This window comes from Paenarthrobacter sp. 10N417, assembly GCF_056394745.1.
The window spans coordinates 205099-231417 of record NZ_JBFTIL010000002.1; the positions used below are offsets into that span (position 1 = coordinate 205099).

Annotated in this window: 23 protein-coding genes; 10 read left to right on the plus strand and 13 right to left on the minus strand. The window is 63.2% G+C overall.

Going from position 1 to position 26319, the window contains the following annotated elements:
• Positions 1-37 precede the first annotated feature (37 nt).
• Positions 38-1300 carry an RNA polymerase sigma factor gene (locus AC1DCM_RS03385; protein ID WP_477517291.1) on the plus strand — a complete coding sequence of 421 codons (1263 nt, stop codon included), beginning with the start codon at positions 38-40 and terminating at the stop codon, positions 1298-1300.
• Between the two features lie 73 nt (positions 1301-1373).
• On the opposite strand, the gene AC1DCM_RS03390 is transcribed toward AC1DCM_RS03385, so the two are convergent.
• The 3 genes from AC1DCM_RS03390 to AC1DCM_RS03400 are packed head-to-tail and all read right to left on the minus strand — an operon-like array spanning position 1374 to position 4638.
• Positions 1374-3251, minus strand: a complete 1878-nt coding sequence (locus tag AC1DCM_RS03390) for an HNH endonuclease signature motif containing protein (RefSeq protein WP_477517292.1) — start codon at positions 3249-3251, stop codon at positions 1374-1376.
• 53 nt (positions 3252-3304) lie between these two features.
• Positions 3305-3709, minus strand: a complete 405-nt coding sequence (locus AC1DCM_RS03395) for a (R)-mandelonitrile lyase (protein WP_477517293.1) — start codon at positions 3707-3709, stop codon at positions 3305-3307.
• Between the two features lie 20 nt (positions 3710-3729).
• On the minus strand, positions 3730-4638 hold the full coding sequence (locus AC1DCM_RS03400) for a helix-turn-helix transcriptional regulator (protein WP_477517294.1): 909 nt from the start codon (positions 4636-4638) through the stop codon (positions 3730-3732).
• Between the two features lie 130 nt (positions 4639-4768).
• On the opposite strand from AC1DCM_RS03400, the gene AC1DCM_RS03405 reads away from it, so the two are divergent.
• Together AC1DCM_RS03405 and AC1DCM_RS03410 are read left to right on the plus strand one after the other, a co-directional pair.
• Positions 4769-5812, plus strand: a complete 1044-nt coding sequence (locus tag AC1DCM_RS03405; protein ID WP_477517295.1) for an NAD(P)-dependent alcohol dehydrogenase — start codon at positions 4769-4771, stop codon at positions 5810-5812.
• A gap of 83 nt (positions 5813-5895) precedes the next feature.
• Entirely contained in the window at positions 5896-8622 is a 2727-nt protein-coding gene (locus tag AC1DCM_RS03410; RefSeq protein ID WP_477517412.1) for an ATP-dependent RNA helicase, read from the plus strand.
• Between the two features lie 36 nt (positions 8623-8658).
• Here the strand turns inward: AC1DCM_RS03410 and AC1DCM_RS03415 are convergent, their stop codons facing one another.
• Both AC1DCM_RS03415 and AC1DCM_RS03420 read right to left on the minus strand, forming a co-directional pair.
• Entirely contained in the window at positions 8659-10317 is a 1659-nt protein-coding gene (locus tag AC1DCM_RS03415; RefSeq protein WP_477517296.1) for an amidohydrolase, read from the minus strand.
• Positions 10307-11764 carry an APC family permease gene (locus tag AC1DCM_RS03420; protein ID WP_477517297.1) on the minus strand — a complete coding sequence of 486 codons (1458 nt, stop codon included), beginning with the start codon at positions 11762-11764 and terminating at the stop codon, positions 10307-10309. The genes AC1DCM_RS03415 and AC1DCM_RS03420 overlap by 11 nt, the downstream gene beginning before the upstream one ends.
• 154 nt (positions 11765-11918) lie before the next feature.
• Here AC1DCM_RS03420 and AC1DCM_RS03425 point away from each other — a divergent pair, with 154 nt between their 5' ends.
• The 3 genes from AC1DCM_RS03425 (at position 11919) to AC1DCM_RS03435 (ending at position 15519) form a co-directional block, all read left to right on the plus strand.
• Entirely contained in the window at positions 11919-12536 is a 618-nt protein-coding gene (locus AC1DCM_RS03425; protein ID WP_477517298.1) for a TetR/AcrR family transcriptional regulator C-terminal domain-containing protein, read from the plus strand.
• A gap of 20 nt (positions 12537-12556) precedes the next feature.
• Complete coding sequence (locus AC1DCM_RS03430; RefSeq protein ID WP_477517299.1) at positions 12557-13291, plus strand: M50 family metallopeptidase; 735 nt, start codon at positions 12557-12559, stop codon at positions 13289-13291.
• Positions 13292-13434: 143 nt separating this feature from the next.
• The gene (locus tag AC1DCM_RS03435) at positions 13435-15519 is read left to right on the plus strand and encodes an elongation factor G-like protein EF-G2 (RefSeq protein WP_477517300.1); all 2085 of its coding nucleotides are present in this window, start codon (positions 13435-13437) and stop codon (positions 15517-15519) included.
• 4 nt (positions 15520-15523) lie between these two features.
• Here AC1DCM_RS03435 and AC1DCM_RS03440 read toward each other — a convergent pair whose 3' ends face one another.
• A complete protein-coding gene (locus AC1DCM_RS03440; protein ID WP_477517301.1) occupies positions 15524-16189 on the minus strand; it encodes an alpha/beta hydrolase family protein in 666 nt (221 codons plus the stop codon).
• 113 nt (positions 16190-16302) lie between these two features.
• On the opposite strand from AC1DCM_RS03440, the gene ligD reads away from it, so the two are divergent.
• Together ligD and AC1DCM_RS03450 are read left to right on the plus strand one after the other, a co-directional pair.
• Positions 16303-17328: a non-homologous end-joining DNA ligase gene (ligD, locus tag AC1DCM_RS03445; RefSeq protein ID WP_477517302.1), complete on the plus strand. Its 1026-nt coding sequence runs from the start codon at positions 16303-16305 to the stop codon at positions 17326-17328.
• Positions 17329-17342: 14 nt separating this feature from the next.
• Complete coding sequence (locus AC1DCM_RS03450) at positions 17343-18482, plus strand: serine hydrolase domain-containing protein (protein ID WP_477517303.1); 1140 nt, start codon at positions 17343-17345, stop codon at positions 18480-18482.
• A 25-nt stretch (positions 18483-18507) separates the two neighbouring features.
• Here the strand turns inward: AC1DCM_RS03450 and AC1DCM_RS03455 are convergent, their stop codons facing one another.
• The 7 genes from AC1DCM_RS03455 to AC1DCM_RS03485 all read right to left on the minus strand — a co-directional run bounded on the left by AC1DCM_RS03455 (position 18508) and on the right by AC1DCM_RS03485 (position 24645).
• Complete coding sequence (locus AC1DCM_RS03455; RefSeq protein WP_216925826.1) at positions 18508-19128, minus strand: L-threonylcarbamoyladenylate synthase; 621 nt, start codon at positions 19126-19128, stop codon at positions 18508-18510.
• Positions 19129-19148: 20 nt separating this feature from the next.
• The gene (locus AC1DCM_RS03460) at positions 19149-19964 is read right to left on the minus strand and encodes an ABC transporter permease (RefSeq protein WP_477517413.1); all 816 of its coding nucleotides are present in this window, start codon (positions 19962-19964) and stop codon (positions 19149-19151) included.
• A gap of 76 nt (positions 19965-20040) precedes the next feature.
• Positions 20041-21015, minus strand: a complete 975-nt coding sequence (locus AC1DCM_RS03465; RefSeq protein ID WP_477517304.1) for an ABC transporter ATP-binding protein — start codon at positions 21013-21015, stop codon at positions 20041-20043.
• 24 nt (positions 21016-21039) lie between these two features.
• Positions 21040-22233 carry a LolA family protein gene (locus AC1DCM_RS03470; protein ID WP_477517305.1) on the minus strand — a complete coding sequence of 398 codons (1194 nt, stop codon included), beginning with the start codon at positions 22231-22233 and terminating at the stop codon, positions 21040-21042.
• A 147-nt stretch (positions 22234-22380) separates the two neighbouring features.
• Positions 22381-23451, minus strand: coding sequence for an SIS domain-containing protein (locus AC1DCM_RS03475; RefSeq protein ID WP_477517306.1), 1071 nt, complete (start codon positions 23449-23451; stop codon positions 22381-22383).
• A gap of 40 nt (positions 23452-23491) precedes the next feature.
• Entirely contained in the window at positions 23492-24412 is a 921-nt protein-coding gene (locus tag AC1DCM_RS03480; RefSeq protein WP_477517307.1) for an N-acetylglucosamine kinase, read from the minus strand.
• Positions 24409-24645: an MFS transporter gene (locus AC1DCM_RS03485; protein ID WP_442015507.1), complete on the minus strand. Its 237-nt coding sequence runs from the start codon at positions 24643-24645 to the stop codon at positions 24409-24411. The genes AC1DCM_RS03480 and AC1DCM_RS03485 overlap by 4 nt, the downstream gene beginning before the upstream one ends.
• A 99-nt stretch (positions 24646-24744) precedes the next feature.
• Between AC1DCM_RS03485 and AC1DCM_RS03490 the strand changes: the two genes are divergently transcribed.
• On the plus strand, positions 24745-25476 hold the full coding sequence (locus AC1DCM_RS03490; protein ID WP_442015506.1) for a GntR family transcriptional regulator: 732 nt from the start codon (positions 24745-24747) through the stop codon (positions 25474-25476).
• A 1-nt stretch (position 25477) separates the two neighbouring features.
• A complete protein-coding gene (locus AC1DCM_RS03495; RefSeq protein WP_477517308.1) occupies positions 25478-26272 on the plus strand; it encodes an IclR family transcriptional regulator in 795 nt (264 codons plus the stop codon).
• Positions 26273-26319: the final 47 nt, after the last annotated feature.

Genomic DNA, 26319 nt, shown 5'->3' on the forward strand with positions numbered 1-26319 from the left:
CAGACGTGAGCAGCACCAGACGTGAGCAGCAACTGACGTGAGCAGCAACGAGGTAAGGGCCGCCGTCGAAGCGGTGTGGCGCAGCGAATCCGCCCGCATCGTCGGCGCCCTTGCCCGCTATACAGGGGACTTTCCACTGGCAGAGGACCTCGCACAGGAAGCACTCGCAGAGGCCCTCGTCTCGTGGTCTGTCAATGGCGCACCTGCCGAGCCGGTGGGATGGCTCCTCACAGCGGGTCGTCGTCGTGCCATCGATGCTTTCCGGCGGCGGGCAGCCCTGGACGAGAAATACGCGCTTCTGGCACGCGATCTCACAGAGGAAGAAGCGGGTGTGGATACGCTGTTCAACCCCCAAGCCATTGATGACGATGTCCTGGCCCTGATGTTCATTTCCTGCCACCCCGTGGTGTCCAGGGAGGCCCGGATTGCCATGACACTTCGCGTTGTGGGCGGCATGACCACGGATGAGATCGCCAAGGCATTCCTGGTCCCGGTGCCAACCATCCAGGCGCGCATCACCAGGGCAAAGAAGACTCTCGCCGCTGCCCGCATCCCGTTTGCAGTGCCCGAGGCCGATCAGGTTCCTGAGCGGCTTGGTTCGGTGCTGAATGTCCTCTACCTGATCTTCTCGGAGGGGGCCTACGCTTCCGGAGGAGAAAACTGGATGCGCACCGAGTTGGCCAGTGAAGCACGTCGACTTGCCCGGGTGTTGGTCCGCGTGGCGCCGGAACCCGAAGCATTCGGATTGCTGGCACTGATGGAACTCACAGCCGCGCGATTCCCGGCAAGGCTCGACGCAGCTGGCCAACCGGTACTGCTGGAAGACCAGGATCGACGTCGATGGGATCAGTCAGCAATCCGGCGCGGACGCGCAGCACTTTCGACGGCGGTGGATGCAGGCCGCGGGCTCGGCGCCTACGGGCTGCAGGCTTCCATCGCCGAGTGCCACGCTGTGGCGCACTCGGTGGAGGACACTGACTGGGAGCGAATCGTGGTTCTGTACGAGGCGCTCGGGCGACTCACGCCGTCGCCCGTCATTGATCTGAACCGTGCCGTCGCCGTATCCATGGCTTCTGGCCCTGCCGCCGGATTGGACCTCGTTGACGAATTGGCTGCCCGCGGTGAACTCAAGGGCTCGCATCTCTTGCCCGCGGTCAAGGGCGAACTGCTGTCGCGGCTTGGGCGCCATAAAGAAGCGAGCGAGGCTTTTCACCAAGCTCTTGAACTTTGCTCCAACGGCGCGGAACGCCTGGCCCTTGAGCGAAAAATCAAGGACTTGGAAGGCAGACAACACCAGTAACGGGCCGGGCGGCGGCCAGCCCTGGCTGTACCAACCTTCAACCTGCACCCCGTCAACCTGCACCGGGGCAGTCTTATGTTCTGAGGGGTGTGTGGTGGTGGTTGCGTCGTGGGGTTTGGTGGGGGTCGATGTGTGGTGGTGGGGTGAACCAGGGAACCCCTGTTGTGATGTCGATCCGCCATTTTTCTTTGTGGATGAGGTGGTGGTGGTGGCTGCAGAGCAGGGTGCCGTTCTCGGTTCCTGTGGTGCCGCCCTGTGACCAGTAGGTGATGTGGTGGGCTTCGCACCAGGGGGCGGGCATGGTGCAGTCGGGGAAGGCGCAGCCACCGTCGCGGGCGGTGATGGCTTTGCGGATGTGGGGTGGGAAGATCCGGGTGGTGCGGCCGATGTCCAGGACGCGGGAGTCGGTTCCGAGCAGGACGGGGAGGATGTCCGCGTCGCAGGCGATTTTGCGGATGGTGTTGGGGTGCATCGGGCCGACGAAGGTCGCGGTACCGGAGCTGAGTCGTTGATGGTCGGTGCGTCGTTCGTAGAGGTCGCGTTCGTCGATGGTGAGGGTGAGTTGGGGTCGGAGTCCGCCGTTGGCTGGCAGTTTCCCGGTGGTCATGGCGACCGCGCAGGCTCCGACGAGTCCGTCGAGGAGTTTCATGGGCCGGGAACGCCGGTCCAGTTCCGGGCCCGTGGTTTGGTTGTGCCCGGTGGCCTCGTTGTTACCGCCGCCGCTCCCGTCACCGCTCTCGTCGCCTGCGCCGGCGGCATTGTTCGTCCCGCCGCCCTCGCCAGTGATGTTGCTGTCTCCGGTGGTGAGTCGGGGGTTGGTGGCGACGTTCATGGCGGTGGCCAGGGTTTCGTATTGTTCGGCGGTGGCGAAGATTTCCAGGTGGTGCAGTCCATGACGGGGTTTGCGGATGAAGGTGCCTTGGAGCTGGCGGAGGATTTCTTCGGACGGTTCGGGTCCGTCCTGGTCGATCTGGTCGTTCCAGCGTTTGGCCATTTTGGTGACGAAGTCGGGGTCGGATTCGATGGCGGTGCGGGTGAGGGCGTGTTCCATCCGGGTGAGGGTGTCGTCGTCGGTGAGGAGGCGTACTTTGTCCAGGGCGGCGCTGATGATGCTCGCGGACCGGGTGGGTATTTGTGTGGTTTCGAGGGCTTGGGCGAGGATTTCGCGGCGGGCCGGGATGTGTTGTCCGGCGATTCCGGTCCGGGGGAGGACTTGGGAGGCCAGGGCGAGCCGGCGGTTGGCTTCGCTTTTGCTGATCCGCAGGCTGGCGCGCAGGAATTCCGCGGCATTCCTGTAGCCATCATCTGCCACCGCGGCGGCATCTGCCGCAGTGACAGCGGCGAATCCAGCCACAGCACCTTCCGAAGTAACAGCCCAGGACGCGCCGGCAATACCGGCCGTGGCGGTGGCGGGGTTTGGTCCTGCCGTAGTGGCCGGGGCCGCAGGGTCTGTGGTTCCGGGGTCGGTCCAGCCTGTCTGCCATCCCGTGCCCGCCGCGGATGAGGGCCGTGCCTGCTGGGCTTGCGTGCGGGTCCGTTCCACGGCGTGCGCCGCGATGACCTGCAGGTACTCCACGGTCCGGGAGATCTCCTCCATCCGCCCGGCGAACCCCGCGGCTTCGGTAAAGCCGAACGTCAGGGCACCGGCCACGGTGACGGAACGCAGGCTTTCCAACGCCTCAACGCTTTCAACCAGCGCATCCTCAAGTCCCAAGGAAACAGGGATGACTTCAGGGTCGACCTTAAGAGCGGCGATGGATTGCGGTTTAATGCCGCGAAGCAGCGCCATTGCCCTGGCGTTTTCCGAATCGGTAACTGCCGCCGTCGGGTTTTCCCAGCCCACTTGCGCGTTGGCAGGCACGGCATGGCTTGCTCGGGGGAGGCGTCGGGGACGCAACGCGGCGCCGGACATCGCTGCCCGACGCGCCAGAATCTCCCCAATGCTTCCCATGAATTAACCCTCTCATCAGGGTCTGACATTTTTAGGAAGCCCGCTAAAAGCCCTCAGCCCGGCTGGCCATACTCCTCATCTGTCACTAGCTCGCCCCACGTAGTTTCAGAACCGTCGGTGGCTCCGGTGGTTTCCCACATGGCAAGGTGGCTCATGAAATGCTCCGCAGCAGCACCGTGCCAGTGCCATTCGCCCGGTGGCGTGTAGATGGTGTCACCTTGGCGGACCACTTTGACCTCGCCTCCGCGTGCCTGGACCAGGCCTACACCGTCCGTTATGTGGAGGGTCTGACCAGCCGCATGGGTGTGCCACGCGGTTCTAGCGCAGGGAGCGAAGCGGACGATGTTCACGCGCAGTCGGGAGGGCTCGTCCCCCTTGGCGATGACGTCGAAATAGACATCGCCGCTGAAGAGGCCTGACGCTCCCTTGGTGCTGGTGGTCTTGGGGGTGATGTCCATGGTTCCTTTTCGTTGGGGAATTAGTTGCGGTTCGTCTTGCGGAGGTCGCGGCCGGATTCAGACGCGCCGGGTTCAGACGCGTGCGTGGTGGCAGCCCAACTCGCCAGCAACCGCAGGGCATCCTCGGTTCCGGTGCCAGGCTCCGCGTTGTAGATAGTCATGGTCAGGCCGTCGTCAGCGGACAACTCAAACGCCTCGTAGAGCATGTGCAGGTCCCCGACGATCGGATGCCGGAACTGCTTCTTCCCGGTGTAATGCTGCCGGACGTTGTGCGCTGCCCAGCGAACACGGAATTCTTCGCTGCGGGTGGACAGCTCACCTACGAGGTCGGTGAGTCCACGGTCGTAGGGGTTACGCCCGGCCTCGGTCCGCATGATGGCTACGGTGTCGTTGGCGGCCCGTTCCCAATCGGTGTAGAAGTCATGGCTTCGAGGGTCAAGGAACAGGAAGCGGGCAAGGTTGGGCGGCCCGAAAGGCGTGTCAAAGCTATCCGAGTACAGTGCCCTGCCCAAAGCGTTGGTAGCGAGGATATCGAGCCGGCCATTGCGGACGAAGGCCGGCGAATGCGTGATCGCGTCCAACGTGAGTTGGACACCCTGTCGGATGGACTGCTTCCGTACCGGACGACGCCGCAACCGACCGCCGTCGTTGGCCGCACGGGCGAGGTCGAAGAGGTGTGCCCGTTCGGCGTCGTCCAGTTGCAGGGCGTTAGCCAGGGCTTCCAGCACGCTATCCGAGACGCCGGAGAGGTTCCCCCGCTCCAAACGGGTGTAGTACTCAACGCTGACGCCGGCAAGCATGGCAACTTCGCCGCGGCGGAGCCCAAGGACACGCCGATTGCCGCCATAGGCGGCCAGGCCAGCTTGCTCTGGGGTGATCTTCGCTCTTCGGGTAGAGAGGAAATCGCGCGTCTCGGTCCGGTTGTCCATGGTTCCAACGGTATGGCTTTTGGCCCTCCAAGGGAGTCCCTGTCATTACCCCTAACAGCAGTAACTCCTTGCATTTTGGAAAAGAGGGTTAGATGGAAGCATCCACTAATCTTCATCACGCAGGAGAAACATGCCTTCCGCTAACGCTTATGCTTCACCTTCGGCCACGGGCGACCTCACCCTGACCACCATCGAACGTCGCGAAGTTGGACCTCACGACGTCCACATTGACATCAAATTCGCCGGTATCTGCCACTCGGATATCCATACTGTCCGGGGCGATTGGGGTCCCCAGCAGTACCCGCTGGTCCCTGGCCACGAGATTGCCGGCATCGTTACCGAAGTCGGTCCGGAGGTCACCAAGCACAAAGTGGGCGACCGCGTTGGTGTTGGCTGCATGGTTAACTCGTGCAAAGAGTGCAGGAACTGCCTGGCGGGTGAGGAACAGTATTGCCTCAACGGCAACGTGGGCACCTACGGCGCGGTTGACCGCGATGGCAGCATCACCCAGGGCGGATACTCGAGCAGTGTGGTCGTGAACGAGGACTTTGTCGTCACCATCCCTGAAGCGCTGGATCTCGACGTCGCCGCACCGCTTCTGTGCGCAGGCATCACCACCTTCTCCCCGCTGCATCACTGGGAGGCCGGTCCCGGCAAGAAGGTCGCGATCGTGGGCTTGGGCGGCCTGGGACACATGGGGGTCAAGATTGCCCACGCCATGGGTGCCGAGGTGACGGTCCTCTCGCAGTCGCTGAAGAAGATGGAAGACGGCCTGAAGCTGGGCGCTGACTACTACTACGCCACCAGTGATCCTGCCACGTTCGAGCAACTGGCTGGCACGTTTGACCTCATCATCAACACGGTCAGCGCGTCCATCGACATCAGCGCCTACCTGCAACTGCTGAGCCTTGACGGCACGCTGGTGAACGTTGGTGCACCCGCCGAGCCGTTGCCCGTGAATGCTTTCGCACTCATTGGTGGGCGCCGCAGGTTCGCCGGCTCCATGATTGGCGGAATCCGCGAAACCCAGGAGATGTTGGACTTCTGTGCCGAGCATGGACTGGGTGCTGAGATCGAGGTCATTCCGGCCAGCGAGATCAATGAAGCCTATGAGCGCGTGCTCGCCTCCGATGTGCGTTATCGCTTCGTGATTGACACGTCCACCATTGGCTAGCACACCGACCCAAGAGCAATAACGTTGACGGGGCCACGCCTCCTCGCAGCCGTCAGGTTCACCGAGGAGGCGTGGCCTTTTTAGTGCTGGCAAGCAGGGACAATGGTGTGGTGACTTTCAGACTGGACACCATCGGCGCAGGACTGGTTTTCGCTGATTCGTTGGGAAGGCTCGCCACCGCTTTGGAGAGCCAGGGCGACGGCGGAACGGTGGTCGTCCAGGCACCGCCCGGGACGGGAAAGACCACCCTGGTTCCTCCACTGCTGGCCAATCTCGTGGGGGAGAGGCACCCCGGCCAGCCGCGCGTCGTCGTCACCCAACCGCGCAGGGTGGCCGCGCGTTCAGCGGCCCGCCGTCTTGCCTCACTCGACGGCAGCCGTCTGGGCGGTCGGGTGGGTTATACAGTCCGCGGCGAAAGCATCGCTGGTTCGGACACTGTGGTGGAGTTCGTCACTCCCGGCATTCTCCTGCGGCGCCTCCTGGCTGATCCCGGACTCGAGGGAACGCAAGCGGTGATCCTGGATGAGGTCCACGAGCGTGGACTCGAAACCGACCTGCTCGTGGGCATGCTCGCGGAAGTCCAGGAACTCCGTGGCGACCTCACACTGGTGGCCATGTCGGCGACCGTTGACGCCACGCGTTTCGCCGCCCTGCTAGGGCGAAGCGGGACGGGGCGAAGCGGGGCGGGGCGAACCGGCTTGGGGGAGGCCGACGACGGCACGCCGGCTCCCGTCGTCGACTGTCCTTCCGTGCTCCATGCCCTGGAGGTCGACTGGATTCCTGCCTCAGGTCCGCGCCTGGACGAGCGCGGCGTTGCCTACAGCTTCCTCAATCATGTTGCCGCAACAACGGTGGCTGCCCACGAGGAAGCGCTCATGGAAAACCCCGACGTTGACGCTTTGGTCTTCCTCCCGGGCGTACGCGAAGTGTCCGACGTCGCCAGCCGGCTCCGCGGGCTGGTCCGGGCCGACGTCGAGGTACTTGAGCTGCACGGCCAGATCGGTGCGGACGCCCAGGATCGGGCAGTTTCAGGCAGGGAACCCGGCGACCCTCCTCGAATTATTGTGTCAACGGCGTTGGCCGAGTCCTCACTTACAGTGCCAGGCGTCCGGCTCGTCATTGATTCCGGCCTGTCACGTGAACCGCGTCGTGACTCGGGCAGGGGCATGTCCGGTCTGGTCACAGTGTCCTGCTCAAAGGCGTCGGCCGAGCAGCGGGCCGGCCGCGCAGCGCGCCAAGGACCAGGCAAGGTGGTTCGGTGCTACGACCAGCAGGCCTTCGCCGCCGCGCCAGCGCATCAAACCCCTGAGATTTCGGTGGCCGACCTGACCAGCGCTGCTTTGGTGCTCGCCTGCTGGGGAGCACCCGGGGGCCGTGGGCTTGCACTGCCCGACGCACCACCTCGTGCGGCAATGGAGGACGCCGTCGAGGTCCTTCGGGAACTCGGTGCGGTGACAGTGCAAGGAACTGTCACGGACGTGGGCAGGACGCTCGCGAAGATCCCGGCAGACCCTCGGCTCGCCCGGGCGCTGCTGGACGGTTCAGCGATGGTTGGCCGTCGCCTTGCCGCTGAAACAGTGGCACTGGTAGCCGGTGATCAACGCGCACCGGGTGCCGACCTCACAAAACTCTTGGCGGCAGTTCGTTCCGGATCAGACCCGGCAGCCCGACGATTCGCCGAAGACGTCAAGCGGATGGAATTGATCGCGCGCCAGGAAACTTTGGGCATCGCCAATCAACAAAGCATTGATGAACGACAGGCACTGGACATTTCAGCGCGGGAGGCTCCGGGGTTCGTGGTCGCCTTGGCCTTCCCTGACCGTATTGCCAGGCGGGTTCCCGGCCAAGGGGCACCAACGTATCTGCTGACCTCGGGCACCAGAGCCGGTCTGCCTGCGGGTAGCCAGCTGGCCGGGCATGACTGGTTGGCCGTGGCGGAGGTTTCCCGCGCCCAAGGCAGGGATGCCGCGGGAACGGGAGCCGTGATCCGATCGGCGGCGCCCTTGTCCGCAGAGCTGGCGGCCGCCGCGGCGCCGGAGCTCCTGATCGAGGAGGTAACAGCACGTTTCGCCCAAGGGCGGGTGACCGCCAGGCTTGAGCGGAAGTTGGGAGCCCTTGTGCTGTCCTCGACGCCCGTGCGCCCCAGCGTAGAGCAGGGCCGTCAGGCTGTTGCGGTTGCACTGGAAAAGGCAGGACTCTCGATGATCGGGTGGTCCGCTGGGGCGGATGCGCTGCGCCGGCGTCTGTCCCTGTTGCACCGGGAGCTGGGCGATCCGTGGCCCGATGTCACCGAATCCGCGTTGTTGGCAAGGTTGGATGACTGGCTTGCCCCGGAGCTCGAATCCATGTCCACCGGCACCCCGGCCACCGCCATTGACCTCAGCGATCCACTTCGGCGCCTGCTCCCATGGCCCGAGGCTTCCAACATGGACAGCCTGGTGCCCGAGCGTCTTCAGGTGCCCAGTGGCTCGAGGGTGCGAATCGAGTACCCGGAGGTCTCTGAGGGCTTTGACGGCTCCGATCGAAAGAATGCGGAGCACGACGGCGGCAGCCCGGTTGTGGCGGTCAAGCTGCAGGAGTGTTTCGGCTGGGACCGCACGCCTCGCCTTGTTGGCGGAAGGGTACCGGTGCTTTTCCACCTTTTGTCTCCCGCAGGCAGGCCGTTGGCGGTGACAGGTGATCTCGCATCGTTTTGGTCCGGGCCCTACGCCCAGGTTCGGGCAGAGATGCGTGGGCGCTACCCCAGGCATCCCTGGCCCGAAGATCCGTGGACGGCACTGGCTACGGCCAAAACCAAGAACCGGATGTAGCCCGCCGGATCAAAAGGGCTGGCCCGATCAACAATGCTAGGCAAGCCTTTCCAGGATGAACTGGATCTCGCCGTCCACGAACGTACCTACCACGCTGCTGGCGGCAAACTCATCCGGGGCGGTGGTCAGTGGATCGCGCTCGAACGCGGTGAAGTCGGCGCGTTTACCCACCGTGATCGAGCCCGAAACGTCCCACAGTCCTGCAGCGCGTGCGGCGTGCGAGGTGTAGCCCTCAAGCGCCTGGAGTGCGGTGAGTGCCTGGGAAGGTGCGATTGGTTCCTGTTCCGGATGTCCGGAACGGCGCCGCAACTGGGCGTCTGCAATGATCGGCAAGGGTTCGTACGGAGCGATCGGCCAGTCGGAGCCGATACCCACGGTAACTCCAGCCTCGCGGAGGTCCCTGCAACGCCATGCGCGGTCGGCACGGACCTTGCCAAGCCTGGTGGACCAGTTGTCACTGTGGTCCGCCACGGAATAGTGCGTGCAGTGCGTGGGCTGCATGCTCGCCACCACTTCGGCGTGCTGGAAGCGTTCCACCAGCTGGTCGGGCACCGTCTCGATGTGTTCAATCCTGTGAACCGTCTGGCGGAGCACGTCCGAGGGCACAACACCGCGGAGCGACTCCAAGGCGTCCAGCACATGTTCCACGCCGGCATCGCCAATGGCGTGGGTCGCCGTCGGGATGCCGCGGGAGGCAAAGTAGCCAACCGCTGCTGTGTATTCTTCCGGCCGTGGCCAGAATGGCGCAGTGGATTGGCCGTACAGGTCCGGCTCGTAAAGCCACGCGGTCCCGTTGTCCACGGTTCCGTCAACGAACAGTTTGATGGCCTCGACGGACCAGCGGCGTCCGCCGGTGCCTATGGTGTGGGCAAGTCCCTTCCACTCAGCCTCGCCAGTGCCAGGCATGCACCACGGGGCACTCCGCAGCCGCAGGGGCAGCTCGCCGTCGGCTTCCAAAGCCTGAAAGAGGGCGGCCGACTCCTCGTCATGGTCCATGACGTGCCCGCCGGTGAGGCCCGACCGGGCGAAGTCCCGGAGCAAGTTGCCCAGGCGGGCCTTGCGTTCCTCAAACGATTCCTTGGGAATGTGACGCTGCACCAGTTCAATGGCTGCCGCTTCCAGGAGCATCCCGGTGGGGACGCCGTCGGCATCGCAGACCACCTCGGCGCTCTGGTCAAATTCAACACGACCTCGGATCCCAGCCATTTCCAGGGCCCGGCTGTTCGCCAACGCCGAATGGCCGTCGAACAACCGGATCATGGCCGGCCGGTCTCCGGAGACTTCGTCGATCACACTCCGGTGCAGGGGTACTGGGCCAAACGCGTTCGGGTTCAGGCCCCAGGCACGCAACCAGCCGCCGTCGTTTAGTGGTGCGGAGGTCGCTGATTCTGCCTGCAGCAGCGCCCGTACTTCAGCCAAAGTGGATGCGCCGGACAGATCGCAGCCAATGGTCAGGTCCAGGCCAAACACGGGGTGGATGTGGCAATCAACCAGGCCTGGCGTCAGCGTGGCACTGCCAAGATCCACTATTCGCGTGCCCGGCTGACGCCACTGCTGCGCGTCCTCCCGGGATCCGACGGCGGCGATCAACCCGTCACTCACGGCGACGGCCTGAATAGCTGGCCCCGAACTGTTAGCCGGGCGGTCGTCGAGCGTGTGGATGGTGTCAGCAAGCACGATGAGGTCAGGAGTCATGGGTTTCGAAGCTTCCAATCCGGGCAAAGATGGCGGGGCGGGCGGTGCGCAATCTGCGGGCGATCAGCAGACCGGCCAGGAAAACGAGGGGCGTCACCAGCATGAGAACAGTGTTGGTGAGGGCATCGGCGAACGTCAGGAGTTCGATGTTGATGGCGATCAACGCAACCACGCCAAACAGCAGGATGGCTGACGCAATGCTCAAGGGAATGAGTAGCCTGTTGGTCACGGCGTCAGGGTTGCGCCGCAGGTAGATGAAAGCTGCCACGGAAACCAGTCCCTGCAAGGCGACAATGCCGAAGATGCCGGGAGTGTTGACCCAGATCAGCAGCTGTTTGTAGGGATCGGCGCCGGCGATGGCGCAAATGATGATGACGACGGCGGCGAGGGCTGTCTGGATTTGCCCGGCGCGGTGCGGGGACTTGTACTTCGGGTGGGTCCTGCCGAGGAATGCGGGAAGGACGCCGTCTTTGGCGAGCATGTAAACGTAGCGATTGATGGCATTGTGGAACGCGAGCTGGGAGGCATACACGCTGGTCACGATCAGTACGTACATGACAACTTCTGCCCAGGGTCCCACGTAATGGTTGATCGTGGCGAAGAACATGCCGTCCGCCAATTCACCGGCAGCAGCCATCACGTCGCCATCTCCATAGGCCTGGATGACTGTCCACACGATGAAGGCGTAGAACACGGACATGAAGCCGACGGCAATGTAGGTTGCCCGGGGCACGGACTTGTCAGGGTTGCGGGCCTCACGGCGGTACAGCACCGTGGATTCAAAGCCCATGAAGGCGGCGAAGCAGATAGCAAGGATGGCAAGGACGCCAGGGGTGAAGGCATGCTCGGGGGAGAAGGAGGCAACGCTGATGCCTTGTGCGCCGCCGTTCGCCAGAATGCCGGCGCCCATGACGGCAAGTATGGCGGTCTCGGCAATGAGCAGTACGCCCAGGACCTTGGCCCCAACGTCGATGCCCCGATAACCAAGGAACCAGACGGCGGCCACGGCTGCCAGCGCTACCGCCGGCCATGGGACGTCCAGGCCGAAGAGTGTCCGGAGCATGGCCTGGGTCTGGACTGCAAAGAGTCCATAGACGCCGATCTGCAGGCAGTTATAAGAAACGATGGCGAGAATGGCCGAGGCCAGCCCCACCGTTTTTCCCATGGCAAGTGTGATGTAGGTGTAAAAGCCGCCGGCTGCTTTGACGTGCTTGGTCATGGCCATGAAGGCCACGGCGAAGATCAACAGAACGGCGCCGGCGATGACGTAGCCCATGGGGGCGCCAATGCCCCCGATGCCAATGGCCACAGGTGCCACGCCGGCCATTACGGTCAAGGGGGCTGCTGCGGAGATCACCAGGAAGGCAATGCCGCCGGTGCCGATGGCATTCTTCTTGAGCCCGTTTCCAGCATCCGCTTCAGGAGGGCGGGTTTCGATTTCAGACATGGTGTCCTCGGAGGTCTAATGCGGGGAGATTCAGGGGAGGAGCCGATCGATAAGCGAAAGGCTTTCGTTTATCGTAAGGCCTTGTGATTCGGCGCACAATACCTTTGCCCAAAGTTCTGGCTAGAGTCGTAACAACACTTTGATTGGAGACCCAATGCCACGCCCGCTGGTTCCGCTGATATCCATCGACGCTCTCGTCACCGCCGCCTTGGAGCTGGTAGACGAAGCCGGGGACTTCAGCCTGCCCAAACTGGCCAAGAGGATCGGCGTCAGCCAATCGTCCATTTACAATCACGTCAGCGGACGGGAAGAAATACTGGAGCTCATGCGCGGGCGGATCATCGCCGAGAGCCCCTACACCCTCCATGAAGGGCAGGACTGGGAGGAGGCCCTCAGAGTTATTGTCCGCAGCTACCGTGACGCGTTCGCCCGGCATCCCCGTCTGGCCCCGCTGCTGGTGTTGCAAACGGTGCAGGACGATCAGGTGCTGGCTCTCTACGAGAATCTGGCCGTCGCCCTGGAAAAGGCCGGTTTCCAGGGACAGGATGTGGTTTCGGCGATCTCCACCATCGACAGTTTTGCCTTGGGATTTGCGTTGGACCTGGCCGCTCCCGACGTCGTGTGGGCACCTCCGGTTCACGGCTACCCGACCCTTACCCAGGCGTTGACGCACGCCGGTCCGCCGGACCAGCGTGGTGAAGCGGCCTTCGATTTCGGTTTGGAGATCCTGGTAGCGGGACTCCGTTCACGCCTCAAATCCTCGGCGCTGTGAACGGGGCTGTGAACCCTGCTGTGAACTTGCTGCAAACCTGGTGGGCGGCCGTAGTCCGTGGCTTCACCGACGTCCAGACTACTGCCGTGCCCCTGCCTGCGTTGTTGGCGATTCTCGCTGGAGCCACCATTCTGAGCATCCCTCGAGCCACATGGCGATGGTTCGGTCTCTACGTGACATTCGTCCATGAGCTTGGCCACGCATATGCCGCCCTCATGACGGGGCGATTTGTCCACAGTCTTCGCATCGGACTGGATCATTCGGGTCGCCTCGTCAGCAGCGGCCGGAGCCCTTTCGGCGCAGCCTGGTCAGGGTTCTGGGGTTATCCCGCCCCGGCAGTCGTGGGACTTGCCTTAATTGCTGCGTTCGCCGCGGGCCGATCGGGAGCCGCGATGTCTGTGGGCGCCCTCATCCTGCTCGTCTCCCTGATTTTCCTGCGCAACCTGACAGGGATCCTCGTGGCGGTGGTCAGCGCAGCTATCGCCCAGCTTTTGCTCCTCTTCGGATCGCCCACCATCGTCAACTACATTGTGCTGGCCCTGGGGATCGCCCTGTCAGTGGGTGCCGTGCGGGACCTCTTCAAGCTCGCCGGCGTCCATACACGGCGCCGGGACCGGCTAGCAGCGTCGGACGCCTACATCCTTGGCCGAACCACTGGTGTCCCGTCGTTCCTGTGGCTGACAGGATTCTCCGTGGTCATCACAGGGAGCACAGTCACCTCAGCATGGTTGTTATGGGGGATGGTCGCGGCCTAGAACCCCTTGGCCACTTCGCGCTGGCTCTTCGTCCGCGGCCGGGTCTTGCCCTGTGGTCGCCTCAGGGTGTCCAATCCTCTTACACGTTCGAACCTTTCGGCGCGTTCGAACTCCGAGCTTGGATAGGACACCAGGAGGTGCTCATGTCCGCGAAGGGCACACGGGAGACGGCCAAGGCGGCCGGACCCGGCACACCCGAGTCCCGGCGAAGCGAGAACGGAACGGCTCTGGCGGCAAGTGATCCTGCCAAGATACGCAACGTGGCACTCGTAGGGCATTCAGGTGCAGGGAAGTCGATGCTCGTTGAGGCGCTGTTGGCTGCCACCGGTGCCATCACCCGGATGGGTTCCATCACTGAGGGAACAACTGTCAGCGATTCAGACCCTTCAGCCATCCATCAGCAGAGGTCCGTCACCATGTCCGTGGCCCCGATCCTGGTGGGCGAGGTCAAAGTGAACCTGATCGACACTCCGGGGTACACGGATTTCACGGGGGAATTACGAGCAGGGTTGAGGGCCGCCGATGCGGCCCTCTTTGTCGTCTCCGCCGTGGACGGCATCGACGGCGCCACCATCGCCTTGTGGGGTGAATGCGAGAAGATCCGCATGCCGCGGGCTGTAGTAGTCAGCCGCCTGGACCACCCCCGCGCGGACTTCAGCGCCGCCGTCGTACGTTGCCAGGAAGCCTTCGGTGAGTCTGTCCTTCCGCTGTATCTGCCCTCTGGCGGAGGGTTGGCAGGGGTGCTCGAGGGGAACAACGATGATCCCGTCGTGGAGGAAGCCCGCGGCCCCTTGATTGAAGGCATCATTGCCGAAAGCGAAGACGAGACCTTGATGGACCGCTATCTGGGCGGTGAAGAGTTGCCCTTGGAAGACCTCATCAAGGACCTGGAAACCGCCGTGGCCAGGGGCTCCTTCTTCCCTGTGATGGCTACTTCGGCGGAGACGGGTTTGGGGCTTCCCGAGCTCATGGCACTGATGATCGATGCTTTGCCTTCGCCCCTGGAACGCACGGCGCCCCCAGTGATGAAACTCGATGGTTCATCCTTGAAACCACTGGAATGCGATTCCGCAGGACGCCTCGCTGCCGAGGTAGTGCGGACTACCGTGGATCCGTTCCTGGGCCGCGTCTGCCTGGTCCGTGTTTTTTCCGGGACCCTCCGTGAAGATTCAGCCATCCACATCGGCGGCAGGGGACTAGCGGACAGGGGCCACGAGGACCACGACAGCGATGAACGAGTCACGCATCTGTACTCGCCCGTCGGATCGAGCCTGAAGGCTGTTTCGGAGTGCATCGCGGGTGACATTTGCGCCATCAGCAAGCTGGCAAACGCGGAGACCGGGGACACTGTCTCGGACAAGGACGCTCCGCTGCTGATCGAAACCTGGAACATGCCTGAGCCGCTGATGCCCATAGCGATCGAAGGAGTGTCCCGTAGCGACGAGGACGCGCTCGCCAAGAGCATCGGGAAGGTAGTCGCGGCAGATCCGACGCTTCGGGTGGAACGCAACCAGGACACGCACCAGTTGATTCTTTGGTGCATGGGTGAGGCGCATGCCGAAGTGATATTGGACAGGCTGCGCAACCAGGGCGTCAAGCTTCAAACGGTGGAGGTCATCACGCCGCTGCGTGAGACCTTCGCCAGTAAGGCCGCAGGGCACGGCCGGCATGTCAAGCAATCAGGCGGACACGGACAGTTCGCCATCTGCGACATCGAAGTTGAGCCGTTGGCGCGCGGGGAGGGGTTTGAATTCGCTGACAAGACGGTGGGCGGTGTTATTCCTGGAACGTTCGTCACTTCCGTGGAGAAGGGCGTGCGCTCCCAGATGCTCAAGGGCGTTTCCGCTGGGTTCCCCGTGGTGGATATCAAGGTCACCTTGGTGGGCGGAAAAACGCACAGCGTGGATTCCTCAGATGCAGCCTTCCAGGCAGCCGGTGCATTGGCGCTTCGAGAAGCCGCGTCAACGGCCAGGATCCAGCTTCTGGAACCCGTGTCCGCCGTGGTGGTCAGCGTCCCGGACGAACACGTGGGGGCGGTGATGAGTGATTTGTCGGGCCGGAGGGGACGGGTGACCGGAACTACGGCAGCTAACGGCGAGGGTACTGAGATCACCGCAGAAGTCCCTGACCAGGAGCTTCTGCGCTACGCCGTTGAACTTCGGGCGCTCACCGCGGGTACGGGGCGCTTCCGGCGATCGTATCTGCGCCACGAACCGGTGCCGAAGTAGTTCCTCAACTGTTTTCCCTCATGAACCCCGCTACCGCGGGTGCAAGCGAGGCACCTATCTCGGCGGCACTGCGCTTGAGGCCCTTGACCACAAACGAATGGTCGGCATTTTCGCTCCACTGGAGCGTCGCCGTCGGGCCAATTTTGGCCACCACAGACTCCAGAAGTTCCGGCGTCGCGAACGTATCCCGGGTGCCCTGGAGGAAGAGCATGGGCACGGTTATCCCATAGAGGTGTTCATCGCGGAGCTTCTCAGGTTTGCCCGGTGCGTGCAGTGGATAACCGAGGTACACCAGACCACCTGCAGGCATTCCCTCAGCTACGGCCATGGATGCCATCCGACCCCCAAAGGATTTTCCGCCGGCCCACAACGGTTCATCGCCTGCGAGATCCGCGGCCTTTTCCATGACGGCCCGCCACGTGGCAATCGCTGCGGGCGGACGGTCGGGGAAACGGCGTCCGGCTTCCCGGTACGGAAAATTGAAGCGCAGGGTACTGACGCCTTCCTCCGCCATCGCTTCGGCAAATCCCTGCAGGAAGGGGTGTTCCTTGCCTGCTCCGGCGCCGTGGGCAACTACGAGGGTCGCGAACGACTTCTCCGGACGGACGTGGATCGCCGATACCTTGGTGTCTCCCACGGCAACAGTCAGGGCGGTTTCAGTGTTTGGCATGTATCCATCATGGTGCAGTTTGGCCTTTGAGCTGTCAGGCACTACTTCACGCCGCCCGAAAAAAGGAACGCAGGATGCTGACGTGAACGCCCTCGACGGGGTAGCTTGTGGCCATGGCGAGCGAATCAGCAACAGTCTCCGTGCCCGGTCCCGAGGGCCCCCGCGAAGTTCGGATTTCAAGTCCAAGCCGCGTCATGTGGCCCGAGGCCGGACTGACGAAACTGGACCTGGCTAACTACCTGGTGGATGTGGGCGATGCTTTTGTGGCGGCCAACGGCAACCGGCCCGTCAGTCTCCAGCGTTACTCCGGCAACATCGAGGGCGAGATGTTCTTCTCCAAGAACCCTCCCAAGGGTGCGCCGGAGTATGTCCGCTCGGTCATGGTGACCTATCCGAGCGCCCGGACCCATCCGCAGTTGGTGATCGACGAACCTGCGGCCGCGGTGTGGGCAGCGCAAATGAACACGGTCGTCTTCCACCCGTGGGCTTCCCGTGCCAACGATCCCGACAATCCCGACCAGCTGCGTATCGACCTCGATCCGCAGCCGGGAACGGACTTTGATGACGCCATACCGGCCGCGCAGGAACTCCGCGCGTTGTTGGACGAAGCCGGGCTGACGGCCTTCATCAAGACCTCGGGCAACCGTGGACTGCATGTGTATGCGCCCATCCACCCCAAGCATGAATTCCTGGAAGTGCGCCACGCGGTGATCGCTGCGGGCCGGGAGTTGGAGCGACGGATGCCGGAGAAGGTCACCACGGCATGGTGGAAAGAAGAACGCGGGACCAGGATCTTCGTGGACTTCAACCAGGCCAACCGGGACCGGACGATTGCCGGTGCATATAGCCCGCGGGCCGTGCCAAATGCACAGGTATCGTGCCCATTGATGTGGGAAGAGTTGGAGAATGCCGATCCGGCCAAATACACCATCAGCACAGTTCCGGACCGGTTGAAGGCGACAGGCGACCCTTGGGCCACTATGCATGAGAAGCCCGGAGACATCGACGTCCTTCTGCAATGGTGGGAGCGCGACGTCAAGAACGGCCAAGGCGAAATGCCGTTCCCACCGGAATTTCCCAAGATGCCGGGCGAGCCCATGCGGGTACAGCCGAGCCGCGCTCGCAAACAGGAGGAGTAACCGCAGGAGCAAGCATGCATCCAGGTTCACGCAGGGGAGTTGTGACTGCAGCGCTTGTGTGCGGCCTGTTCCTCGCTGGCTGCACGGACGAACCGCAGCCCAACCCGCTTCCGCCGGCACCAATGACAAGCTCGACGTCGGTCCCTCCCACAGTGCCCAGGCCGCCATCCGGGAGGGCACAGTCCACGACGGCATCACCCTCACCACCAACAACACCCGCCTTTGCCGAGCTGCAGGCAGCATTGGAACTCTTCAGCCGCGAGATGCTCCAGAACGGTTCCCCCGCGGTGCTGATGGAAGCCAGGGCCGGCCAACAAGTGTGGAGGCACGCGGCGGGTGTCAGGAGCCTTCACGGAGGTGCTCCTGTGCAGGCGGACGATCCGATCCGGGTGGGCGGGCTTACACGGACCATGGTGGCAGTTTCCGTGTTGAAGCTGGTCGAAGAAGGCCGGCTGGTACTTGAGGATTCGATCGCCAAATATCTGCCGGGGATCGAAGTCCTCCTGCCGGCAGAGCCGGAGTCTGTGACAGTCCGGCAATTGCTGGGCCACACGGCAGGGACTCCCTATGCCAGCGGACTTTCGGATTATGCAGTCCTTGGCTTTTTGGTGGAGCGGCTCCGGGGCGCTCCACTGGGCGCGGTGCTGCGAACGGACATCCTGGATCCCTTGGATCTGCACTCAACCATGCTGTTGGACGAGGGCCCCCTTTCAAACACCCTGGTCCATGGTTATGCAGTGGTGGGGGGTGAAACGGTGGACGTCACGCGTAGCGTCCAGCAAGGCGGCCCGGCTTCCGACGGCTTGATCGCCAGCGTTACGGACATCAATGCCTTCTACGCAGCGTTGCTCAAGGGGCGGCTGCTGTTACCGGAGAGCCTGGTAGAGATGAAGGGTTCGGTTTTCGCCGATTACGGATTGGGCCTGGACCACTGGAAGGACAGGTGCACCAACGGCTACTATTACGGCCACTCAGGTGACGTACCGGGCTATGGCACCATCTCCATCAGCAGTGCTGATGGGAACCGTCAGCTCACCATTTCCTTGGCCTACCCGCCGTCGCCCCTGTCTACGCAACCTTCGGCCATCGCTTTGGAACTGGCAGGACTCGCCCAGGTCGCTTTGAACGCGAGGTGCCGTTTCCAGTTCCGCTGATTGCGGTTCGACCCCCGTTGGGACCCTATTCGAACCGTGAAGGATCGCCCGTTCCGCGCCGAACTACTTCTGCCGTGCCGCTGGAGAAGTCGATCACCGTGGTGGGCTCGGAACCGGTATCCCCGGAATCGATCACGGCGTCTACTTCGTTGTCCAGCCGCTCCTTGATTTCCCAGCCCTGAGTGAGGGGCTCTTCCTGGTCGGGCAGCAGCAGCGTGCTGGAAAGCAAGGGTTCACCGAGCTCCGCCAAGAGCGCCTGAACCACTTTGTGATCCGGGATGCGTACGCCCACTGTCTTCTTTTTTGGGTGGAGCAGGCGCTTGGGAACCTCGCGCGTGGCCGGAAGGATGAAGGTGTAGCTGCCTGGGGTGACGGCCTTGATGCTGCGGAAGACATCGTTATCGATCATCACGAACTGCCCCATTTGGGCGAAATCCTTGCAGACCAGGGTGAAGTGGTGTTTGTCGTCCAACTGCCGGATAGTCCGGATACGATCCAAGGCTTCCCTGTTGCCGATCTGGGCACCCAGTGCGTAGCAGGAGTCGGTGGGGTAGGCGATCAGCCCGCCGCTTTGGAGCATATTTACCACTTGGCCGATGGCGCGTGGTTGGGGATCTTCAGGGTGCACGTCAAAGAATCTGGCCATGCAGAGAGCCTACGTCAAAGCTAGGACAGGATGTCTTTGGTGGAGAACTTCGCGTAGGCCAGCGCGCCACAGACGGCAATATAGCCCGCTTGGAGCAGCGTGTTTTCACCGAACGATGTCCAGGCGATCGGTTGCCGCAGGAGGTCGGCGAAGCCCAGCCAGTGGTGGCTGAACAGCCAGGGATGCAGCCAATCGAGTTGTGGCAGGTTATCCAGGACCTGCGATACCACCGAGAGGACGATGGTCGCCGCCATCGCCCCTACGGGGACATCCGTGAAGGTCGAGATGAGCAGCCCGATCGCAGACAATCCCAGAAGCGAGACCGTGATGTAAGCAGCAATCAGCAAGGATCGCAATACAGACTCGCCAACCCCGATCGTGTCCCCTGAAAGTAGCGTCACGGGACCGATAGGGAAGAACACGACGCCGGCCAGAGCACCTGCCGCTGCGACGGTGGCCGTTGCGGCGCAGCAGAAAGCGACGGCACCGGCGTACTTGATCAAGAGCAGGCGGATACGCCCCGCCGGTGCCAGGAGCAGATAGCGCAACGTTCCAAGGTTGGCCTCTCCGGCGATGGTGTCTCCTGCCACCACTCCGATGGTGAGGGGGAGGAACAGCGGGACACAAACCACCAGGGCTGTCACAGCAACAAAGAGGCCATTCTGGGTGATGCGATCCAAGAATAATGGCCCGCGACCGGGTGTCGCTGGCCGGGACGAGAGCTTGACTGCAAGGGCAATCAGGATCGGAACGGCGGCGAGGGCCACCAGCATTGCCCAGGTCCGGAGGCGACGGAACAGCACGGATAGCTCCGAGCCAAGCAGCGCCCACCCCATCCCGGGATGGACAGCATTGTCATTGGAAGTAGCAGTCGTACCAGTAGTAGGAGTCGCTCCAGCCCTTCCAGCAGTTTCAGCCGACAACGTCGAACCCCTCTCCGGTCAAGGACACGAAGCGCTCCTCCAGGCTTGCGTTCTCCACAGTGAAGCCCCTGACCCTGACGCCATCGGCCACCAACGCGGCAACGATCTCTTCAGGCTTAACGCCGTCCAGGCCGTTTCCCTGGACCACCTCGCGGCCAGGCGCTTCGCCGGGTACCAGACCCAACCGGGCCAGAACACGGGCAGCACGTTCGACGTCGGGCGTTCGCACCAGGACGTGCGCTTGCCCGGCAGAGCGCAGTTCATCCAGCGGTCCTTGGGCTACCAGCCGTCCGGCACTCATCACGCCCACATGGGTGCACATCTGTTCCACCTCGGCCAGGAGGTGGCTGGAAACGAAGACTGTGGTCCCGCCGGCGGCAAGGGAGCGCACCAGGCTGCGCACCTCCCGGGTACCTTGGGGGTCCAGCCCGTTGGTTGGTTCGTCGAGCACCAGCAGTTCCCGCGGCCGGAGCATGGCGTTGGCCAGCCCGAGGCGCTGTTTCATACCCAGTGAGTAGGCACGCACTTTCTTCCCCGCTGCATGGCTGAGGCCTACGCGGTCCAACGCCTCGTCCACGCGCTGGCGTCGGGTGGAAGAGGATGCATGGCGATCAGCGGAGTCCAACCGCAGTAGATTGGCCGCTCCGGAAAGAAATGGGTAGAAGCCCGGCCCCTCCACCAGCGCGCCGACCTCGGGCAACACCGAGGCCAATTGCTGCGGCATCTCCCTGCCCAGAACCCGTATTTCACCGCTGTTCGCTGAAGCGAGCCCCAGCAAGACCCGGATGGTGGTGGTCTTTCCCGAACCGTTGGGCCCCAGGAAACCGAACACCGCACCACGGGGGACCGCAAGGTCAATGCCATCCACCGCGGAACGGTGCCCAAAGCGCTTCACGAGGCCATGGGTTTCTATGGCAAGGTCAATCGATTGAGCGCCGGGTGCAGTTTCACGGATCTCCGTCACAGGCTGCCGATCATGGGGTGCCGATCATGGTGCCGTCGCGGCTGATTCCAGCCGGTCCAACGGCACCAATCCCGCAAACACGCGGCCGTCGTCGAGAATGAGGACGCTCACCAAGGAGGTAGTCAAGGCTCGTCCGCCACTCACGGGTTGCAGGGCCTGGGCGAGTAGCGGGTTCGAGGTGAGTTCGGCGGGCGCCGTTCCAGCGGGCAAGCCGATCACGGTGTCCCACCCTTCACCGGTCACTGAAGGGCTGGGGTGGGGGAGCATCGGAGTGGCTGATCCCTCAGGAGTTGGAACAACAGCATCCGGGGTCGGAGCCGGCTCAGTGGTAGCTGGCTCATTGGGGCTTGGGACGGGAGCATCCGGTGCCGGGGCAGCAGGACCTTCCATCGCAGGCGGCACCGGCTTCATGGGGACCGGCTTCTCCGTGACAGTGGCACCGGCAGGAGGAGTGAAGGTAAACAGGGCCGCGTCAGGTGTGGAGAAGTTCACGTCTGTATAGGCAAGTGAGTACGCGGGCTCCTGCTGGCCTTTCGCGCGGACCTCGACGCCCAGCGGCAAACCGGTTTCGGAGTCGACGTCGATCGATACAGAATCAACCAAAGTTCCATCACTGCGCGGCTCCAGACTCAGCCGGTACGCACTGCGACCCGCCACGGTGGAAGCATCGCCCACCGTTACTTTGGTGCTGGAATCAATGGCTGACAAGAAATGACTGGCCATCGCCTCCGGAGTGGGAATGTCAGGACGGGGTGTTTCGCTTGGAGGGGATCCTCTCCGCTCAGCCTTTGACGGCACAGGGACGCTCAAGTGCGTTGCGCTGTTGTCCGCGGAGTTGTAGAACCAGGCATCGCCGCCATTGACCACAAAGTCACGTTCGGCCATCCGGTCCAGGATCTGCAGCCTGGCCTTGAAGGGCCCGTCCAGATAGACCCGCGCCGTGTGCGAGCCTGTGAGCAACTCAAGAGCCGACGTGGCTCCGGGCACGATTCCCGGGCCAGCCGTGGGAACTTCAGGCAGCCCCAACTCCGCAGTTTGCACCACAGTGCCGGATAAAGCGCGCACCTCGGTACGGGCTATCATCGCCAGGATCTCATCGGCCGTTTTGGGCGGCAGCGAAACACTTGCGCCGGCCTGGACAGAGCCAAAGAGCGCCGCCAGTGCCAGCACAAGGGGAATCAGGAGAGCTGGCAGCCACCGCTGCCTGGCCCGCGCCATTGCTACCGACCACCACACGTGAGAGGCATGAATCCAGACTACTCCCGTTACCTGAACGCATCATCGGTCCGCGTGGCTGGATGCGGCCTGCACATCCCGCCACGCACGGGCGCGCACCAGGATGCTGCGCCTACCAGGTTGCTGCGCCTACCAGGTTTCAGTGACCTTCAGCAGGCCGCGCGGCGCATCCGGATCATTGCCGCGCTCCACCGACAACTGCAACGCCAGTCGCTGGAGGGGCAGGATCTGCAGGATAGGAGAAAGCTCCTCCGGAACGCCCGCAGGCAAAGGAAGCACCAAACTGCCTGGAAGGGCGGCAGCGGGATCGCCCACCACGCACACGTGCGCCCCCCGCTCCGAGAGTCTGTCCAGGACCGGGCGCATCGCCGCACCTCCGATTCCCTCTGGCACGACGGCAATCACCGGGTGCTGGGAGTCGATCATCGCGAACGGGCCGTGCAGGAGGTCCGCGCCAGAGAATGCCTGGGCAGGAAGATAGGAGGTTTCCATGAGCTTCAAGGCGCCTTCCCTCGCCGTGGGGTAGGAATAGCCACGACCCGTAGTGACGATGCGATCCGCAAAACGGTAACCACCAGCGACCTCCAGCACGGTGTCGTCGGCAAGGACGGAAGCGGCCCACTCTGGAAGACCCGCGGCGTCGACGAACGTCCCATCACGCCACGCATCAACCAACAACCACAGGGCCAGAAGCTGCGCCGTGTAGCTCTTGGTAGCAGCGACTGCAGTTTCAGTTCCCGCCCGAATATCCAGGTGATGCTCCGCCGCCCCAGCCAGCGCGGACTCCGGCGAGTTTGTCACCGCAACAGTGAGGGCGCCCAGGCGGCGAGCTGCCGCCGTCGACACCACCAGGTCCGGTGAGCCGCCGGACTGGCTAACCGCCAACCACAGCACGCCCTCCAGTTGGGGCGTGGCGCCATAGGCGGTGAGGGTCGACGGCGATGCGAGGCCAACCGGCAGCCCCAAGCTGATTTCAATGAGGTACTTCGCGTACAAAGCCGCATGGTCACTCGTGCCGCGGGCGGCCAGCAGGACAAACCGAGGGCTCGCCTTCTTGATGATGTCCGCCATCGCCACGAACTGGCGCCGGCCTGAGTCCAGGAGCCCGGCAAGAACCCGGGGCTGCTCGCCGATCTCATGGGCCATCTTCACGCCGGGAGTATTTTGCGAGACGTCTGGGGAGGTAGGAGTGATCGTCATGGTTCCTGTCTGTTGTTCGAAGGGGCAAAATCTCCGGGAGTCAGGGCTGGATCAGCTGCCGTGCGAGCTTTACGGCCCCGTGCACCGGCGCCTGGCTCTGGATCCTGATCAGCGAGGGATCATCCACGGCAACCTTGCGGGCAACAGCCCCCGCCAACTGCTGTTGATTGACCAGAAGGCCGCCAGCCATCACCAACGGCAGGTCCAATCCGAGCTCGCCCAGTACTTGCCTGGCCAACGTGGCCAGAGAATGTGCCGCTTCGGCTTGAATACGCAACGCAGCAGGATCACCCTCAACTGCAAGGTCCAGGACCAGCGGGGCAAGGCCCGCCCAGTGGTCCGGCTCGGGCTTGGCATAGAACAGATCCATGAGCTGCAGCGCGTCCGCGCTCGCCGTCGCAGCCAAGAGTGCGCTGACCATGGTGCCGGGTTCCAGCCCCGCGTAATACTCCCGCAAGGCCTCCCGGACCGCGTCACGCACCACGGAATAGCCTCCGCCTTCATCGCCGAGCAAGTAGCCGTAGCCGCCGCTGCGCGCTTCCCGTCCCTCCCGGTTCCGGCCCCAAGCTACCGAGCCGGTGCCTGCGACCAGGACCGCTCCGGCGTCGAGGTCTGCTGCGGCGAGGATGATGCGGGTGTCATGGACCACCTCAATCCTGGCGCCGGGAAAATACCCTGTAAGTAAAGCACTCAGGACTGCCCTGCTGGCAGGAGTATCAGCCCCCGCGGCGCCTGCGCAAACCGCCTCGACACCGTCACCGACGGCAACCGCGATCCGCCGCAGCACGGCATCGGCTCCCTGATGCCCCACTGAGGACAGGTTGGCGCTCGCCTCGGTGATCTCCAGAGGCGCATCGCTTGCCTTCGCGCCCAGGCTCGAGTCCGACTCCGAGTGCACATCCGAACGGACAGCATGTGTCTTGGAACCTCCAATATGAAGGCCCAACACTGCCGGCGTCATCGGCTAGCCGCCACTTCGGTGATTTCCTGTGGGGGGACCTGCCCGGCTGCCTCAGCCTCCGGCCACTTCCCACGGTTTTCCCAGTACTGCTGTATTTCCTCCAAGGGGCGGCCCTTCGTCTCGGGAGCGAACTTGCGGACAAACATAAAGCCGAGGATAGCCAGAACACCGAACACTGCGAAGGTGCCTGCACCACCCAATCGCTGGAGCATGGTCAGGAAGAAGGCTGCCACCAGGACATTGGCACCTATCGTTTTCGGAGCTTCTCTGCAATTGGTTTAGACCAACCTGAACAAGATTGGCATAGACCAATGACGTTGTCTACAAGTAGGATGTCCAATATGTCCTCCAATGCCACGCCGGCAACGCCCAAGTACTACCTCCTCAAGACCGAGCTGCTTGCCTCGATCGCCGGAGAGCAGCCGGGCACGCTCATTCCCACGGAGCGGGCGCTGGCTGAGAAGTACAAGACGTCCCGCACCACCGTTCGGCAGGCCATTAGCGAGCTGGTTGCAGAAGGGAAACTGGGCCGCATCCAAGGGCACGGCACCTTTGTGGCGCCGCCAAAGATCACCCACGTGCGGCAGCTCACCTCCTTCTCCGACGACGCGAAGAACCAAGGCCTTCGGCCCGACTCGCAGCTTCTGTCCCTTGCAACAGCAAAGGCGGACATCGACGTCGCGGCGCACATGGGGCTCGACGACGGCGCTGTTGTCACCCGGCTTGAGCGAATCCGGTTAATCGACGGCGAACCGCTGGCCCACGAGATCGCCTACCTCCCAGGCAAGCTGCCGCGGTTCAAGGCAAACCTCGAGAAGGCCGGTTCGCTCTATACAGCCCTGGCCGACATGTACGGCATCCACATCTCCGACGTTGAGGACACCGTGGAAACGGCACTTGCCGGGCCCGAGGACGTCCGGCTCCTCGGGATTGAAATGGGGGCGCCGTTGCTGGTGGTCCACCGCCTGGCGCGGGACGCTGCAGGCGTCCCCGTCGAGTGGACGCGCAGCACGTTTCGCGGCGACCGCTTCCGGTTCGTCTCACGTGTGAAGTCCGGCTCCTGAAATGGCCAACTCGCAATCGGGCGAATCCGTAATCCGCCGCGTCGTTCGCTTGGTTGGAGCTTTCGACGACGGCCACCGGACCATGAGTGTGGCAGGTCTTGCCCGCCGGTCCGGGCTCCCCGTCACCACCACGTACCGTTTGGTCGATGAACTGCTCGCGGAGGGGCTGCTGGAAAGGGAAACCAACAGCGAGGTTCGCATAGGTACGCGGCTCTGGGAACTCGTTTCCAGAAGTTCACGGATGGTCGGCCTTCGTGAAGCTGCCCTGCCGTTCATGGAGGACGTCCAGGCGGTGGTGCAGCATTCAACAACGCTGGGAATCCTGGATTCGGATGAAGTCCTGTACATCGAGCGGATCGGCTCCAGGGATTCCATGGTGGATATTACGAAGGTCGCGGGACGCCTTCCGGTGCACGGGACTTCCTCCGGCCTGGTCTTGTTGGCCCACTCTCCGGCGGCATACCAGGACCTCTTCCTGTCACGGCCATTGGAAAAGTTCACGGATGCGACGCTCACCGATCCGGCTGAACTGCGCCGCCATCTGGCAAGCATCCGCCAACGGGGCTTCGCGTCCATGCCCGGAATCATCGTCCCGGAGTCCAGCGGCATCGCCGTTCCCGTCTTTGACCGCTCCAATACAGTGGTGGCAGCCCTTAGCGTCGTCGTACCGCGGAATGAAGAAAATGCCGCCATCCGCGTGCCTGTGTTGATGACGGCGGCCCGCGGCATCTCACGTGCTTTAGGGTKGCGCGGCGAACTAAAACGAACCTTGCGGCAGAGCAACGGCAATATCTGATTCCCGTTCATCGGTAACGTTGTGTTCCCACTCACAGGTCGCTGGAA

Bases quoted from the DNA above. Each gene is read 5' to 3' on its own strand.
- AC1DCM_RS03390 (WP_477517292.1), bottom strand. From the start codon at position 3,251: ATGGGAAGCATTGGGGAGATTCTGGCGCGTCGGGCAGCGATGTCCGGC.
- AC1DCM_RS03475 (WP_477517306.1), bottom strand. From the start codon at position 23,451: ATGACGATCACTCCTACCTCCCCAGACGTCTCGCAAAATACTCCCGGC.
- AC1DCM_RS03490 (WP_442015506.1), top strand. From the start codon at position 24,745: ATGTCCAATATGTCCTCCAATGCCACGCCGGCAACGCCCAAGTACTAC.
- AC1DCM_RS03470 (WP_477517305.1), bottom strand. From the start codon at position 22,233: ATGGCGCGGGCCAGGCAGCGGTGGCTGCCAGCTCTCCTGATTCCCCTT.
- ligD (WP_477517302.1), top strand. From the start codon at position 16,303: ATGGCGAGCGAATCAGCAACAGTCTCCGTGCCCGGTCCCGAGGGCCCC.
- AC1DCM_RS03460 (WP_477517413.1), bottom strand. From the start codon at position 19,964: ATGGGGTGGGCGCTGCTTGGCTCGGAGCTATCCGTGCTGTTCCGTCGC.
- AC1DCM_RS03395 (WP_477517293.1), bottom strand. From the start codon at position 3,709: ATGGACATCACCCCCAAGACCACCAGCACCAAGGGAGCGTCAGGCCTC.
- AC1DCM_RS03420 (WP_477517297.1), bottom strand. From the start codon at position 11,764: ATGTCTGAAATCGAAACCCGCCCTCCTGAAGCGGATGCTGGAAACGGG.
- AC1DCM_RS03440 (WP_477517301.1), bottom strand. From the start codon at position 16,189: ATGCCAAACACTGAAACCGCCCTGACTGTTGCCGTGGGAGACACCAAG.
- AC1DCM_RS03400 (WP_477517294.1), bottom strand. From the start codon at position 4,638: ATGGACAACCGGACCGAGACGCGCGATTTCCTCTCTACCCGAAGAGCG.
- AC1DCM_RS03425 (WP_477517298.1), top strand. From the start codon at position 11,919: ATGCCACGCCCGCTGGTTCCGCTGATATCCATCGACGCTCTCGTCACC.
- AC1DCM_RS03405 (WP_477517295.1), top strand. From the start codon at position 4,769: ATGCCTTCCGCTAACGCTTATGCTTCACCTTCGGCCACGGGCGACCTC.
- AC1DCM_RS03450 (WP_477517303.1), top strand. From the start codon at position 17,343: ATGCATCCAGGTTCACGCAGGGGAGTTGTGACTGCAGCGCTTGTGTGC.
- AC1DCM_RS03415 (WP_477517296.1), bottom strand. From the start codon at position 10,317: ATGACTCCTGACCTCATCGTGCTTGCTGACACCATCCACACGCTCGAC.
- AC1DCM_RS03455 (WP_216925826.1), bottom strand. From the start codon at position 19,128: ATGGCCAGATTCTTTGACGTGCACCCTGAAGATCCCCAACCACGCGCC.
- AC1DCM_RS03480 (WP_477517307.1), bottom strand. From the start codon at position 24,412: ATGACGCCGGCAGTGTTGGGCCTTCATATTGGAGGTTCCAAGACACAT.
- AC1DCM_RS03435 (WP_477517300.1), top strand. From the start codon at position 13,435: ATGTCCGCGAAGGGCACACGGGAGACGGCCAAGGCGGCCGGACCCGGC.